This window comes from Zoogloea sp., from assembly GCF_023150065.1.
Taxonomy (GTDB): Bacteria; Pseudomonadota; Gammaproteobacteria; order Burkholderiales; family Rhodocyclaceae; genus Zoogloea.
The window spans coordinates 125794-140305 of sequence record NZ_JAKLLN010000005.1; the positions used below are offsets into that span (position 1 = coordinate 125794).

General features: G+C 67.0%; 15 protein-coding genes. 8 read left to right on the forward strand and 7 right to left on the reverse strand.

The features are described from left to right. Positions 1 to 53 precede the first annotated feature (53 nt). Positions 54 to 1394 (reverse strand): metalloprotease PmbA, encoded by a 1341-nt coding sequence (pmbA, locus tag L6Q67_RS08370; RefSeq protein ID WP_296568003.1) that lies wholly within the window; start codon positions 1392 to 1394, stop codon positions 54 to 56. 68 nt (positions 1395 to 1462) lie between these two features. Here pmbA and yjgA point away from each other — a divergent pair, with 68 nt between their 5' ends. Next, on the forward strand, positions 1463 to 2023 hold the full coding sequence (gene yjgA / locus L6Q67_RS08375; protein ID WP_296568005.1) for a ribosome biogenesis factor YjgA: 561 nt from the start codon (positions 1463 to 1465) through the stop codon (positions 2021 to 2023). Then, positions 2020 to 2607 (forward strand): molybdopterin adenylyltransferase, encoded by a 588-nt coding sequence (gene mog / locus L6Q67_RS08380; RefSeq protein ID WP_296568007.1) that lies wholly within the window; start codon positions 2020 to 2022, stop codon positions 2605 to 2607. The genes yjgA and mog overlap by 4 nt, the downstream gene beginning before the upstream one ends. 15 nt (positions 2608 to 2622) lie before the next feature. Here the strand turns inward: mog and L6Q67_RS08385 are convergent, their stop codons facing one another. Then, positions 2623 to 3294: a sulfite oxidase heme-binding subunit YedZ gene (locus L6Q67_RS08385; RefSeq protein ID WP_296568009.1), complete on the reverse strand. Its 672-nt coding sequence runs from the start codon at positions 3292 to 3294 to the stop codon at positions 2623 to 2625. 23 nt (positions 3295 to 3317) lie between these two features. After that, entirely contained in the window at positions 3318 to 4247 is a 930-nt protein-coding gene (gene msrP, locus L6Q67_RS08390) for a protein-methionine-sulfoxide reductase catalytic subunit MsrP (RefSeq protein WP_296568011.1), read from the reverse strand. Positions 4248 to 4522: 275 nt separating this feature from the next. Between msrP and surE the strand changes: the two genes are divergently transcribed. The 5 genes from surE to arsC all read left to right on the forward strand — a co-directional run bounded on the left by surE (position 4523) and on the right by arsC (position 8424). Beyond that, positions 4523 to 5266 carry a 5'/3'-nucleotidase SurE gene (surE, locus tag L6Q67_RS08395; protein ID WP_296568014.1) on the forward strand — a complete coding sequence of 248 codons (744 nt, stop codon included), beginning with the start codon at positions 4523 to 4525 and terminating at the stop codon, positions 5264 to 5266. Then, positions 5263 to 5922, forward strand: coding sequence for a protein-L-isoaspartate(D-aspartate) O-methyltransferase (locus L6Q67_RS08400; RefSeq protein WP_296568016.1), 660 nt, complete (start codon positions 5263 to 5265; stop codon positions 5920 to 5922). Before surE ends, L6Q67_RS08400 begins: the two co-directional genes overlap by 4 nt. Positions 5923 to 5936: 14 nt before the next feature. Beyond that, positions 5937 to 6923: a peptidoglycan DD-metalloendopeptidase family protein gene (locus L6Q67_RS08405; RefSeq protein ID WP_296568018.1), complete on the forward strand. Its 987-nt coding sequence runs from the start codon at positions 5937 to 5939 to the stop codon at positions 6921 to 6923. Between the two features lie 160 nt (positions 6924 to 7083). Continuing rightward, the gene (rpoS, locus tag L6Q67_RS08410) at positions 7084 to 8019 is read left to right on the forward strand and encodes an RNA polymerase sigma factor RpoS (protein ID WP_296568020.1); all 936 of its coding nucleotides are present in this window, start codon (positions 7084 to 7086) and stop codon (positions 8017 to 8019) included. 51 nt (positions 8020 to 8070) lie between these two features. Then, positions 8071 to 8424, forward strand: coding sequence for an arsenate reductase (glutaredoxin) (arsC, locus tag L6Q67_RS08415; RefSeq protein ID WP_296568022.1), 354 nt, complete (start codon positions 8071 to 8073; stop codon positions 8422 to 8424). 10 nt (positions 8425 to 8434) lie between these two features. Here arsC and mltB read toward each other — a convergent pair whose 3' ends face one another. The 4 genes from mltB to L6Q67_RS08435 are packed head-to-tail and all read right to left on the reverse strand — an operon-like array spanning position 8435 to position 13302. Further along, the gene (mltB, locus tag L6Q67_RS08420) at positions 8435 to 9472 is read right to left on the reverse strand and encodes a lytic murein transglycosylase B (RefSeq protein ID WP_296568024.1); all 1038 of its coding nucleotides are present in this window, start codon (positions 9470 to 9472) and stop codon (positions 8435 to 8437) included. Further along, a complete protein-coding gene (locus L6Q67_RS08425) occupies positions 9469 to 11412 on the reverse strand; it encodes a DUF3488 and transglutaminase-like domain-containing protein (RefSeq protein ID WP_296568026.1) in 1944 nt (647 codons plus the stop codon). Before L6Q67_RS08425 ends, mltB begins: the two co-directional genes overlap by 4 nt. Next, complete coding sequence (locus tag L6Q67_RS08430; protein ID WP_296568028.1) at positions 11405 to 12385, reverse strand: DUF58 domain-containing protein; 981 nt, start codon at positions 12383 to 12385, stop codon at positions 11405 to 11407. The genes L6Q67_RS08425 and L6Q67_RS08430 overlap by 8 nt, the downstream gene beginning before the upstream one ends. Continuing rightward, complete coding sequence (locus L6Q67_RS08435) at positions 12385 to 13302, reverse strand: MoxR family ATPase (RefSeq protein ID WP_296568030.1); 918 nt, start codon at positions 13300 to 13302, stop codon at positions 12385 to 12387. The genes L6Q67_RS08430 and L6Q67_RS08435 overlap by 1 nt, the downstream gene beginning before the upstream one ends. Before the next feature lie 175 nt (positions 13303 to 13477). Between L6Q67_RS08435 and L6Q67_RS08440 the strand changes: the two genes are divergently transcribed. Beyond that, positions 13478 to 14404 (forward strand): histone deacetylase family protein, encoded by a 927-nt coding sequence (locus tag L6Q67_RS08440; RefSeq protein WP_296568032.1) that lies wholly within the window; start codon positions 13478 to 13480, stop codon positions 14402 to 14404. Positions 14405 to 14512: the final 108 nt, after the last annotated feature.

The following is a 14512-nucleotide window of genomic DNA, read 5'->3' on the forward strand; positions in this document are numbered from 1 at the left end:
TCTTCTATGTCGTTATGGACGAAAACCTGAATTCCTGATGCAGCCGGGGCGGATCAGGCGCCGGCCACGGTCATGCGATCGACGAGGATGGAGCCGCAGTGCTTGGAGCCACGCACCAGCACATCGGAGCCGATCTCCTGGATGCCCATCAGCATGTCCTTGAGGTTGCCGGCAATGGTGATCTCATGCACCGGGTACTGGATCTTGCCGTTCTCGACCCAGAAACCGGCGGCGCCGCGGGAGTAGTCGCCAGTGACGTAATTGACCCCGTGCCCGAGCAGCTCGGTGACCAGCAGGCCGCGGTCCATCTGTTTGATCAGGCCGTCCAGATCGTACTGTCCCGGCTTGACCAGCAGGTTGTGGCTGCCGCCGGCATTGCCGGTGGTCTGCATGCCCAGCTTGCGCGCCGAGTAGGTGCTCAGGAAATAGCCCTGCAGCACGCCGTCGATGATGACCTCGCGATCGTGGGTGGCCACACCATCGTCGTCGAAGGGGCTGCTGGCGAAGGCCTTGGCCAGGTGCGGCCGTTCGCAGATCTGGATGTGCCCGGGAAAGACCTGCTTGCCCAGGCTGTCGAGCAGGAAGCTGGACTTGCGGTAGAGGGCGCCACCGCTCACCGCATGCACGAAGGCGCCGATCAGGCCGGCAGCAAGCGGGGCTTCGAAAAGCACCGGCACCTCGCAGGTGGGGATCTGGCGTGCACCGAGGCGTGCCAGCGCGCGGCGCGCGGCGAAGGTGCCGATTTCCTCGGCGTCGGCCAGTTCCGACGGATCACGCTTGGTGGTGTACCAGTCGTCCCGCTGCATGTCGTCGCCCTCGCCGGCAATCACCGAGCACGACAGGTAGTGGCGGGAGCTGGCGTAGCCCCCCATGAAGCCCAGGCTGTTGGCGGAGATGAAATGGGCTTCCTGCATGGAGAGGCTGGCCCCGTCGGAGTTGCGGATCTCGGGGCTGACGGCGAAGGCGGCGCGCTCGCTGCGGCGGGCCAGCTCGATGGCTTCTTCGGTGCTCAGCTTCCACGGGTGGTACAGATCGAAATCGGGGAAGCTTCTGGCCAGCAGGGCTTCGTCAGGCAGGCCGGCGGCCGGGTCGGGGGCGGTGAAGCGGGCGATCGAGACCGCTGCGTCCACGGTGGCCTTGAGGGCGTCCTTCGAGAAGTCGGAGGTGCTGGCGTAGCCGCGCTTCTGGCCGTCGTAGATGGTGACGCCGACGCCCTTGTCGCGGTTGTATTCGATGGTGTCCACTTCGTCGCGGCGGACGCTGACGGACTGGCCGAAGCCTTCGGAGACATCCACCTCGCAGGCCGTTGCGCCGCGCTTGCGGGCGAACTTGAGGATGTCCTCGGCGATGGTCTTGAGATTGTCCTGACTGAAGCTGAAACGGTTGTCGGCCATGGCTTTGCGAATGGGGGCTGGAGCGAAAGGCTATAATCTTACCCTTACAGAGCACTTCCCGCCCCCAGATGGCCAAGCACAAATACTACGAAGACGAAGAAGACACCGGCCCCAGCAAGTCCGCGCTCAAGCGCGAGAGCACGGCCCTGCAGGATCTCGGCCGCGAGCTGGCCGAGCTTGGCAAGGAGCGCCTGGCCCGGGTGCCCATCGATGAAGACCTGCGCGATGCGGTCAAGGACTACCAGCGCTTCACCTCCCACGAGGCGCGCCGTCGTCAGCTGCAGTTCATCGGCAAGCTGATGCGCAACGTCGATCCGGAGCCCATCCGGGCCGCACTGGATGCCTTCAAGGGCGTCTCGGCCACCGAAACGGCCAAGATGCACCGCCTTGAGAACCTGCGCACCGCGCTGCTCGAAGACGAGAAGACCCTCCACGGCATCGCCGAGACCTACCCGGGTGCCGACCTGCAGCACCTGCGCGTACTCCGTCGGAATGCGATCAAGGAGAAGGAGCAGAACCGCCCGCCGCGTGCCTTCCGCGAACTCTTCCGGGTGCTGCGCGAGCTCGAGGAGGGGGGCGCCGGAGCGGACGCCGACGCCTTCGACGAGGAACCCGGAGAACAGGAATGAGCGAGTTGCTGAAGATCGGCCTGGTCTCCATCAGCGATCGGGCCTCGACCGGCGTCTATGAAGACAAGGGCATCCCGGCCCTGGAGGCATGGTTTGGCAAGGCCCTGAGTTCTCCCTGGCAGATGGAGACCCGGCTGATCCCCGACGAGCAGGCCGCCATCGAGGCCACCCTGATCGAACTCTGCGACGTGGCGGGTTGCCATCTGGTGCTCACGACCGGCGGCACCGGCCCGGCACCCCGTGACGTGACCCCGGAGGCCACCCTGGCCGTGGCCCACAAGGTGATGCCGGGCTTCGGCGAGCAGATGCGCCAGATCAGCCTGGCCTTCGTACCCACCGCGATCCTCTCCCGTCAGGTGGGGGTGATCCGCGGCCAGTCCCTGATCCTCAACCTTCCCGGCCAACCCAAGGCCATCGCGGAGACCCTCGAGGGCCTCAGGGACGCGGAGGGCGTGCAGAAGGTGCCCGGCATCTTCGCCGCCGTGCCCTACTGTATCGATCTGATCGGCGGGCCGTACATTGAAACCCACGACGAGGTGGTCAAGGCCTTCCGGCCCAAGTCGGCGATCCGGCCCAAGGCCTGATGCTGCCCGGTGAGGTCAGCGGGCGAAGATCTTGATGACCTTGCCCTCGAACTTCGGCTCCTGCGGCAGATAGCCGCCGGCCAGCTGCTTGCGGCGTTCCAGCTCTCGCCACCAGGCACGCAGGCCGAGCAGGGCGACGGCGATCACCGTGTAGATCAGCGGCCAGGTGACATCCTTCTTGACCAGCCACCAGAAATGCACGCAGCCGAGCAGTGCGATCGGGTAGATCGCCCGGTGCAGGGCCTGCCAGCGACGGCCGCCAAGCCGGCGGATGGCGAAGTTGCTCGAGGTGGCGGCAAGGGGCGCCATCAACACCAGGGCGGCGAAGCCGACGGTGATGAAGGGGCGCTTGAGAATGTCCCGGGCGATGGCCTCCCAGTCAAAGAACTGATCCAGCCACACATAGGTGGCCAGGTGCGCCGTGGCGTAGGCGAAGGCGAACAGCCCGAGCATGCGGCGCAGGCGCAGGATCCAGTGCCAGCCGGTGAGTTTGCGCAGGGGCGTCACCGTCAGGGTGATGAGCAGGAAACGCAGGGTCCATTCGCCGGTGCTGCGGGTCAGGGCCTCGATGGGGTTGGCGCCCAGGCTGTCCGTCTCCAGGCCGCGCCACAGCAGGAAGGCGGGCGTCAGGCAGAGCAGGAAGAGGGCGGCCTTGATGGCGGAGAGGCTGGTCTTGCCGGGTGTCATGATGGGTGTCGACTTCAATCGGGTCAAAAGTTGCGGCGCAGGTCCATGCCGGTGTAGAGGGATGCCACCTGATCGGCGTAGCCGTTGAACATCAGGGTCTTGCGCTTCGAAAACTCACCGATGCGCCGCTCCGTGGCCTGGCTCCAGCGCGGGTGATCCACCTCGGGATTGACGTTGGAGTAGAAGCCGTATTCCGACGGACCGGCTTTCATCCAGGCGGTGACGGGCTGTTTCTCGGTGAGGCGGATGGCGACGATGGACTTGCCGCTCTTGAAGCCGTACTTCCAGGGCACCACCAGCCGTAACGGGGCCCCATTCTGGATGGGCAGCACCTCGCCGTAAAGGCCGAGGGCCAGCAGGGTGAGGGGGTGGCGTGCCTCGTCCAGGCGCAGGGCCTCGTTGTAGGGCCAGTCCAGAACGCCGCGGGTCATGGTGGCCTTGTCGTAGTGGGAGATGAACTCCACGAAGCGCGCGCTGCCCTGGGGATCGACGAGCTTGAGCAGGCTGGCCAGAGGGATGCCGACCCAGGGGATGACCATCGACCAGCCCTCGACACAGCGCATGCGATAGATGCGCTCTTCCAGCGGCGCCAGCTTGAGGAGCTCGTCGATGCTGAAGGTGCGCGGTTTGTTGACCAGGCCCTCGATGCGCACCGTCCAGGGGGCGGGCTTGAGCCGGTGGGTGTTCTGGGCTGGGTCTTCCTTGTCGGTGCCCAGTTCGTAGAAGTTGTTGTAGGTGGTAACCGCCTTGTAGGAGGTCTGGCTCTCGGTGGTACTCAGGGGGCTTTTCGTGATCGGGCCGAGGGGCGACGGGGCGGCGTGGGCCAGCCCGGCGGGCAGGCTGCCGGCAAGGGCCAGGCTGCCGGCCAGGCCCATGAAGCGGCGGCGCTCCCGGTACAGATCGGGCGCGGTGATCTCGGAAGGCAGGATGGGGGTGGGGTGGCGGATCAGCATGATGGGCATACCGGAAGGGGAGTGTCGGGTAGACGGAGCAGGGCGCCAAAAATTACAGGTGCCCGCAACAGACTCATGGTGCAGACCTCGGCGGTGGGCCTTGGTTCGCCGGGCGTTGCTGCGGCGAGCGCCTAGCGGCTGCGAAGCCGACTCTGCTAAACTCAAGGCCCATTCGGGGTTTAGCCAGTGCCGCTCGTAGTTCGGGCGCCAGCCTGTCCGGCCAGCCGATCCCGCGAGTCCGACTCCAACGCCACAAAGCCTGATTCCGGTCCCCCATGCGTATTCTGCTGAGCAATGACGATGGTTATTTTGCCCCCGGCCTGCAAGCCCTCGCGGCTGCGCTCTCCGAGATTGGAAAAGTGACTGTCGTGGCGCCCGAGCGGGACCGCAGTGGCGCCAGCAACTCCCTGACCCTGGATCGGCCCTTGTCCCTGCGCAAGGCGGCCAGCGGTTTTCACTATGTCAATGGCACTCCCACCGACTGCGTGCATCTGGCGGTCACCGGCATGCTCGACGAGCTGCCGGACATGGTGGTGTCGGGCATCAATCATGGTGCCAACATGGGGGATGACACCATCTACTCCGGCACCGTGGCGGCGGCCACCGAAGGCTTCCTGCTGGGCGTTCCGGCCATTGCCATCTCCCTGGTTGCCAAGGGCGCGTCCGATTTTTCAGGTGCGGCGCGCATCGCCCGGGAGCTCGTCGAACGTTTCCAGCGCGATCCGGTGAAGGTGCCGACCCTGCTCAACGTGAACGTGCCGGATCTGCCCTACGCGCAGATCAAGGGCATCCAGGTGACGCGCCTGGGCAAGCGCCACAAGGCCGAGCCGACGATCAAGTCGGTCACGCCGCGCAACGAGACCGTGTACTGGGTAGGCGCCGCGGGCGCGGCCCAGGACGCCGGCGAGGGCACGGATTTCCATGCCGTTGCCAATGGTTACGCCTCCATCACCCCCCTGCAGATCGACCTGACCCACCAGGGGCAGATCACCACCGTCCGGGACTGGCTGGGCAAATGAGCAGCGAGGTCTTGCGGGCCGCACTGCAGACCGCCCAGCGGGCACGCACGCGCATGATCGAACGCCTGCGCGAGCAGGGCGTGCGTGACGAGCGTGTGCTGGCGGCGATGATGGCGGTACCCCGTCACCTGTTTGTCGAGGAGGCGCTTGCCTCCCGCGCCTATGAGGATACGGCCCTGCCCCTGGGCCTGCAGCAGACCATCTCGCAACCCTTCGTGGTGGCGCGGATGATCGAGATCCTGCGGGCCGGCCGCGAGCTGGGCAAGACCCTCGAGGTGGGCACCGGCTGCGGCTACCAGGCGGCCGTGCTGTCCCATGTGGCCACCGAAGTCTATTCCGTCGAACGCTTGCGGCCGCTCCTCGACCGGGCACGCAACAATCTGCGTCACCTGCGCCTGCCCAATGTGCGGCTGAAACATGCCGATGGCAGCCTGGGCCTCCGCGAGGCTGCACCCTACGATACGATCATCGTCGCGGCGGCGGCACCCAAGGTGCCCCAGGCCCTGGTGGACCAGCTGTCCGAAGGCGGGCGCCTGATCCTGCCGGTGGGGGCTGCCGAGCAGATCCTGGTGCTGATTGAACGCAACGCGCGCGGAATCCGAGAAACACGCCTCAGTGCAGTGCGCTTTGTACCGCTGCTGCCCGGCACCGAATGAAGTTCCCAGAAAGCATGAAGTTGTCGCGTTTTACCTTGTGTTCCCTCGCGCTTGCTCTTGGCGTGACCGGCTGTGCCACCAACTCACCGGCGCCCGTGGCCGAGCGTACCCGCCCGCCTGTCGTCACCAGTACCGAAAAGACCGAGGCGCCACCGGCGCCTCCCCGGGTGGCACGTCCGGGCTATTACATCGTCAAACCGGGTGACACCCTCATCCGTATTGCCCTCGACCATGGCCAGAATTACCGGGATATCGCCGCCTGGAGCGGGTTGGAGAACCCCAATCTGATCGAGGTCGGGCAGGAATTGCGGGTGCGTCCGCCGGAGTCGACTGCCGTGACCCGGCCGGTGACCACCTCCACCGTCGAGGTGCGTCCGGCGGCAACTCCCGCGACGACGACAGCGCCCGTGGCGGTTCCGGCCGATGGGGTGCGGCGTGAGCCCAAGGGTGGCAAGCTGCCTTACTCCGAACAGGCCTGGGCCCAGGCCCAGAAGCCGGAGGCCCCGATCGTCATTGCCAAGATTGATCCAAAGCCGGAGCCCAAGCCCGAAGTGAAGCCCGAGGTGAAGCCTGAGGCAAAACCCGAGGCGAAGCCGGAGCCCCGCCCTGAAGACGGCAAGGCCAACGGAAACGGCACGATCGAGTGGGCCTGGCCTACCGCCGGCAAAGTGATCGCCGGCTTCAACGAAACCTCCAGCAAGGGTGTGGATCTGGCTGGCAAGCCGGGTGATCCGGTGCTCGCGGCAGCAGGCGGGCGCGTCGTTTATGCCGGCACGGGGCTGCGCGGTTATGGCAAACTCGTGATCGTCAAGCATGACAACAGCTACCTGAGTGCCTACGCCCACAACCAGAGTCTGCTGGTCAAGGAAGGGCAGGCAGTGAGCAAGGGCCAGAAGATTGCCGAGTTGGGTGACACCGACAGTGATCGTCCGAAGCTGCATTTCGAGATCCGGCGGCAGGGCAAGCCGGTCGATCCGGGCAAGTACCTCCCGCCGCGCTGATTCACTCCGGATTTCCGGGGTGAGCGAGGCAGTGTATTGACGGCAGGACAACCGATGCCAGGCCCTCACCCTCCGTGATGACGGTGAAGGGGCCAGGCCTGACAGTGTCGGAGCTTCGCGATTCCGGCCACGCTGTGCCCCATGATCCAGAGAGGAATCCATGTACGATCCGGCAGCGCCTGAGGAACTGGAAACCCCCGAGCCGGACTTGCCCCCGGAGGTCGAGGTCTTCCTCGAAGTGCCGGCGGCGTCGCCCGACACCGACTTCCTGGGCGACGTCACCCAGCTATATCTCAACGAGATCGGGGCCAATCCGCTGCTTACCGCGGAGGAAGAGTTGGCCCTGTCGCGGCGGGTCCGGCTGGGAGACTTCGAGGCGCGCCAGACCATGATCGAGCGCAACCTGCGCCTAGTCGTGAATATCGCCAAGCACTACCTCAACCGGGGCATTCCGCTGCTCGATCTGGTGGAGGAGGGCAATCTGGGCCTCATCCACGCCCTCGAAAAATTCGATCCCGAGCGGGGTTTCCGCTTTTCCACCTATGCCACCTGGTGGATCCGCCAGAACATCGAGCGGGCCATCATGAACCAGTCGCGCACCATCCGTCTGCCGGTGCACGTGGTCAAGGAACTCAACCAGGTGCTGCGTGCCCAGCGTCAGCTGGAGGCTGCCGGCAACGGGGATACGACCCTGGAAGAGGTGGCCCGGCGGCTCGATCGCCCGGTGGAGGATGTGCGCGCCATCCTGGCCCTCAACGAGCACACTGCATCCCTGGATGCCCCCCTCGACATTGACCCCACCCTGTCCATCGGCGAGTCCCTGGCCGATGACGACGCCGAGACGCCGGACGTGCAGATCCAGGATCTGGAAGTCGAAACCCTTGTCAGGGAGTGGATCGGTCAGCTCAGTGAAAAGCAGCGCCTCGTCATCCGCCATCGTTATGGTCTCGATGAGTGCGAGGTGCGGACCCTTGAGGAGCTTGCCGACAGCCTGGACCTGACCCGGGAGCGGGTGCGTCAGATCCAGCTGGAGGCCCTCGGTCAGCTGCGCCGCATCATCAAGCGGCGCGGGGTGTCGAAGGACGTGCTGCTGTAGCTTTCCCGGTGGCTGCGGCCACCCCCCTCAAATCCCCCCAAGTCCACTGCCATGAGCGAAACCCTTCGCGTGTATCACAACGCCCGTTGTTCCAAGAGCCGTGCGGCCTGCGCCCTTCTTCAGGAGCGGGGCTTTGCCCTGGAGGTGGTGGAGTATCTCAAGACGCCACCGAGCCGGGCCGAACTGGCCGGGCTGCTGCGCAAGCTGGGTGTGACGGCAGAGTCCCTGGTGCGCAAGGGCGAGGACATCTACAAGTCGGAGTATCAGGGGCGTGAGCTGGACGAGGAGGGGTGGCTGGATGCCCTGGTGGCCCACCCCATCCTCATCGAGCGGCCTATCGTGGTTCGTGGTGAGCGGGCCGTGGTGGCCCGCCCGCCCGAGAAGGTGCTGGGGTTGTTGGACTAGCTCCCCAAGTTCAGCGACGCGCCGTCACCGCAGCCAGGCGTGCGGCCTTGACGGCCTCGCCCAGCTGGAATACCGACATGGCATAGAAGCTGCTGCGGTTGTAGCGGGTGATGACATAGAAGTTCTGGTAGCCCAGCCAGTACTCGCTGTCCTCGCCGGGCGTCACGAGCTCGACGAAGGCGGCCTTGCCGGCAGGCGTTTCGCCGCTGGCCGCCTTGACGCCATGGCTGGCCAGGGTGCTGGCGTCGAAGGCCGGGTTGATGTCGTTGGCGAGCAGGGGCATCAGGTTGGCATCAGTGCCCACACTGGCGCGCACGGCAACCGGCGCACCGCTCTCCCAGCCATGCATCTGCATGTAGCGGGCGACGCTGCCGATGGCATCCCTGGGGCTGTTCAGCAGGTCAATCTGGCCGTCTCCGTCAAAATCCACCGCATAGTTGCGCACGCTGCTGGGCAGGAACTGGGGCAAGCCCAGGGCGCCGGCGTAGGAGCCCTGGTAGTCGAGGGGGTCGCGCCCCTGTTCGCGGGCCATCAGCAGCAGGTTCTCGAGTTCGCCGCGGAACAGCTCGGCGCGCCGGGGGTAGTCGAAGGCCAGGGTCGACAGGGCCGACACCGCCTGGTAGTTGCCGGTGTTGCGGCCATAGATGGTTTCCACGCCGATGATGCCGACGATGATCTCCTCCGGGACCCCATATTTCTCGCTGGCGGCGCGGATGCTGTCCTGGTGGCGCTCCCAGAAGGCGATGCCGGCCTTGATCCGCACAGGCTCGATGAAGCGGCTGCGGTAACGCTGCCAGGAGCGTACGGCGACCGGGTCGCGGGGCGGGGAGATGGCCTTGATGACCGATGGCAGGTACTGGGCGCGGCGGAAGATGTAGGTCAGGGCATCCTTGTCGAAGCCATGGCGCTGCTGCATCTCCTCGATGAATTGCTGGGTTTCCGGCCGGTCCGCGTAGCGCTCGGCGGCTTGAAGGGGGCTCGTGAAAGCGAGGGCCGTGAGCAGGGCGATCAGGGGGCCGGAGCGCTGGCGATGTGTTGCGGTTTTCATCGGGGACGGAAGTTCTTGATGGATTGGTGGAAGCGCCGGCTGGCGAAGGTGTCGGTGGTGGCCGGGCCGTAGCGCAGGGCGGCGTAATCGGCCGCGATGGCAGCGACGGCAGGGCCCAGGTCGGGGCGCTGGTGGGCGACCCGGCCGGCGTAGTCGAGGGGGCCTTCCCATGTTTCCCGGGGGAGCCCGAGGGCTGCCAGGCGCTGGCAAAAGCGCGCCCAGTCGCGGTCGATAGCATCGGCCGGTGAGCGCGGGCGCAGGGCCCAGGCGGCCAGCAGACCCGCCACGACGGTGCCCGCCGCTGCCATGAGGGCTATCAGTGTCGTCCAGTCGGTCCGGGCCAGTCCCAGCGCGGAAAGCAGCGCTTGCTGGCGCGCCGGATTGTACCCGAGAACCCATTGATTCCAGCGGTTGTCGATGGCTTCCAGGTTGTCGCGCAGCGTACGCAGCCAGGGTAGATCGCTGCGTACCAGCAGGGGCAGGCGGTCCATGTCGGGCAGAGCTCCGGCGAGGCCGCTGTCGATGCGCCGCGGAGCGCTGGCGGCGGTCGGGTCGATGCGCTGCCAGCCCTTGCCGGCCAGCCACACTTCGGCCCAGGCATGGGCATCGGACTGGCGCACCACGAAGCTGCCGTCCACCGCATTGATCTCGCCGCCCTGGTAGCCGGTGACGACCCGGGCGGGAACGCCAGCGGCGCGCAGGGTGACGACGAAGGCGGCGGCGAAGTGCTCGCAGAAGCCCTGGCGGGTGTCGAACAGGAAGCTATCCACGTCATCCCGTCCGAGGGGCAGGGGGTCGAGGGTGTAAGCCAGCTTGCTGGCCCGGAAGTGGGCGATGGCGAGGGCCGGGATGTCACTGGATGCCCGCGCCTCGGTGCGCAGGCGGGCGCCGAGGGCGCGAGTACGCGGGTTGCTGCCCGGCGGAAGCGCCAGGGCCTGGCGCAGTACCGCATCCGGCTCATTGAGACCTACCGGGGTGCCCGGGTGGGACACGAGATCCACACGCTGGCGGGTATGCAAAGGCGCCTGGGCGAGGAGCTGGAAATCGCTGCTGTAACGCAGACCGGGCGCGGCAGCCGGGAAATCCAGGGCCAGCAGCCAGCGCTGGTTGTGGGGTTCGAGGGTGAGGGTGTAGGTGTAGGCCGTGCCCTGGCTGCGGTAGGCGGGGGCCTCGGCCACGCTGTGGCGGCCCTGGCGCCAGGTGCGGCCGTCGAAGTCGCTCAGCACCGGGCCGCGCCAGTAACGCTCGGCCGGGGGGGGCGGGTCGCCCTCGAAGCGGGCGCGGAAGGCGATGGCGGCAGACTCGCTGACCCGGGCCATATCGCCCGGGGCCATGCTGTCGGAGAGGCCGGTACGGTGCGTGTAGGCATCGGCCGGCAGCCCCCACAGGGGTCCCTGGATGCGGGGGAAGAGCACGAACAGCACGGCCATCAGCGGCAGGCCCTGCAGCACCAGGCGTGCGGCCGCGAGGGCGCGGGTGCGGGCTGCCTCCGCCCGGCCTTCGAGGGCCAGCAGAGCCCCTACGGTGGCCACGCTGCCGACCAGGGCGAGGGCCGCCACGCCCATGTTCTGCTGATACAGGAAGAGGCCCATCTGCATGAAGAAGCTCAGCAGTACCACCGTGCGAGCGTCCCGGGCGTTATTGGTCTCCAGCAGCTTGATGCTCAGCAGGCCGGCGAGCAGGGCAATGCCCGGCTCCTTACCGAAGAAGCGCTGAAATTCCACGGCCACAAGGGCCACCAGGCTGGCTGCCAGGGCGAACAGCAGAAAGCGGTGGGGCAGGGGCCGGCCCTGGTGTGCCAGCAGGCCGCGCCACCCCAGCAGCAGGGCGCACACGCTGATCAGGGACAGGGGCAGGTGGCTGGCGTGGGGCGCGAGGCTGAGGATGGCGCAGGCCAGCAGCCAGGCGGTCTGATCCGGATGCAGGCGGGGCTCAGTCATCGTGCAGTCCGAACAGCGCCAGCCGGGTCAGGCAGGCGTGGCGGTGAGCTTGTCCCCGGCCCGGGGGAATCTCTGCACCGGGCAGGCTCAATCCGAAGTCGATGCCGGCCCGATCGGCCTCCATCACCCACCGGGTGAGCCGTGCCAGGCGGGCTTCGATGCCCATGCCGGCGGGCATGCGCTTCCAGTCGAGCTGCACATCCCGGGCGCCGGCGCCGTCGAACTCCTTGGTGCGCCACGGGCCTCCCCGGGCCACGGCTTTCCAGGCCACGTGGCGGGGCGAATCGGCCGGTTGGTGATGGCGCAGGCCGGCGAAGTCGTCCTGCCCACTCCCTCGCCCGCCAAGGCCCGAGTCGGTGTCGCGACCGACGGGCAGCGGCGGGCCGTCCGCTTCCGGGGTCGGGTAGACGAGACAGCGCACGTCGGGCTGGAACAGGCTCCAGGCGCGGATCAGGCCGAGGGGGTACCGGGTTTCGAGGGTCAGGCGGGGCAGGGGGAGCCAGCCCCTGTGGTGCGTGGCGAGGTGGATGTCCTGGACGGTGCTGCTACAGGCTTCGATGTCGAAGGGGGCGGCACTGTGCAGGGCCTCGCTGGCGCGGCTCGATGCCAGGTGCAGGCCCTGGCGGGGGCGCAGCGCCGGGTTGTTCAGGATGATGCCGAAGCGCGCCGGGCTACCGCAGAACACCGCCTCGGCCTTGCCGGGCGTGACGCTCAGCCCGACCAGATTGCGGAAGGCGTGGTGGATGCTGACCCAGGCCACGCTGCCGATCAGGAAGGTGAGCGCGAATCCCAGACTCAGGGTGTAGTTGATGGAGGCCAGCAACATGACCAGCAGGGTCAGCGCGAAGGCCAGCCCGAAGCGTGTCGGCAGCACGAAGATGCGTCGCTGGCCGAGCTGGATCGGCGCAGGCTCCGGGCCGCTGACCCGGAACAGCCAGCGGTGCAGGGCTGCACGCAGGGCGGGCAGATCCATCAGGGCAGTGGCACCGCGTCGCGCAGGCGGCGGGTCAGTTCGTCGGGGCGCAATGGGGTTTCACCGGCAGGGCGCAGGCGGTGGCCGGCCACGGCAGGCAGCACGGCCTGGACGTCCTCGGGCAGCACGTGGTCGCGTCCCGCCAGCAGGGCCCAGGCCCGGGCCGCCGAGAGCAGGGCGAGGCCGGCGCGGGGCGAGAGCCCGGTGGCGAAGTCTGCACTTTCGCGGCTGCGGGCCAGCAGGGCCTGGACGTAGTCGAGGAGGCGCGGGCCGACATGGACCCGACGGCTGGCGGCCAGCAGCATGTCCAGCTCACCGGCTGCGAGCACGGGCGGCAGGCGGGCCAGCATCTCGCGCCGGTCTTCGCCGGCGAGCAGCGCCCGTTCGGAGGCCGGGTCCGGATAGCCCAGGGAGATGCGCATCAGGAAGCGGTCGAGCTGGCTTTCGGGAAGGGGAAAGGTGCCGATCTGGTCCGCCGGATTCTGGGTGGCGATCACGAAGAAGGATGCCGGCAGCGGGTAGGTGTGCCCCTCGGCGCTGATCTGGCGTTCCTCCATGGCCTCGAGCAGGGCACTCTGGGCCTTGGGCGTGGCCCGGTTGATCTCGTCGGCGAGGATCATCTCGCTGAATACCGGGCCGGGGTGAAAGCGGAAGGCGCCATCCCGCTGGTCGAACACCGAGACCCCAAGGATGTCGGCGGGAAGCATATCGCTGGTGAACTGGATGCGCTGGAACTTCAGCCCGAGCAGGTGGGCCAGAGCATGGGCCAGGGTGGTCTTGCCGACGCCGGGCATGTCCTCCATGAGCAGATGCCCGCGGGCCAGCATGCAGGCCAGGGCAAGGCGTATGGCCTCGTCCTTGCCGAGGATGATCCGGCTGGCAGCGTCGATCAGTCGGGTGGCGATGTGGGTCGGCATGGCGCAGGCTTTTTTCAGAGTGAAGTTAAGGGGATAATGCTTGCACAACAGCATTCCGGGAACGGCTTCCGGACGTGGCTCCCTAGTGGCATGGAGTGCGTTTCGAGGCAGGCGTTCGACGGCTGCGAAAATCGACAGATATCGAAGACGAATCGCGAGAGGCAGGGGAGAGTTTATGACGAGTACGGCATTCATCACGCACCGGGATTGCTGGCTGCACAACATGGGTGAGCATCACCCCGAATCTCCCGAGCGTCTCGGGGCGATCAATGACCGTCTGATCGCTGCCGGCCTCGATATGTACCTGTCCTTTCACGACGCGCCGAACGCGAGCGTCGACCAGATCTCCCGGGCCCATCCCCGCGAGCATGTGGAAGAACTGCTGGCCAGCGTGCCCGAGCATGGCATCCGTCACCTGGACCCGGACACCGCCCTGTGCCCCAACTCCATGAAAGCCGCACTGCGCTCGGCCGGTGCCGGCATCTACGCCACCGACCTGGTGATGTCGGGGCAGGCCGAAAATGCCTTCTGCGCCATCCGCCCGCCCGGCCACCATGCCGAGGCCGCCAAGGCCATGGGCTTCTGCTTCTTCAACAACGTGGCTGTTGCGGCCCGCCATGCCCTCGATGAGCACGGCCTCAAGCGCGTGGCCATCATCGATTTCGACGTGCATCACGGCAATGGCACCGAGGACATCTTCAAGGACGACCCCCGGGTGCTGATGGTCAGCATCTTCCAGCACCCCTTCTATCCCTACAGCGGCGCCGACAACCCGGCGCCCAACATGGTCAATGTGCCCATCAAGGCGGGGAGTCGCGGCGATGTGTTTCGCGAAATCGTCACCAACATCTGGATCCCGGCCCTGCGCAACCATGCACCCGAGATGATCTTCATCTCCGCCGGCTTCGACGCCCACTACGAGGACGACATGGGCTCCCTGGGGCTGGTGGAGGCCGACTACATGTGGGTGACCGAGCAGCTCAAGGCGGTTGCCGCCGAGTCGGCCAACCGGCGCATCGTGTCATTGCTCGAGGGGGGCTATTCCCTGTCGTCCCTGGCGCGCAGCGTCGTTGCCCACATCAAGACCCTGGCCGATCTCTGAGCCCGGCGTTTGCTGCATACCCCTGCCCCGCTGCGGCGGGGCTTTCCGTTTGAACGGGGCCGCGGCGCAGCGGCCGGCCCTGTTTTCGTAACACGGGTTTGCGCCCGT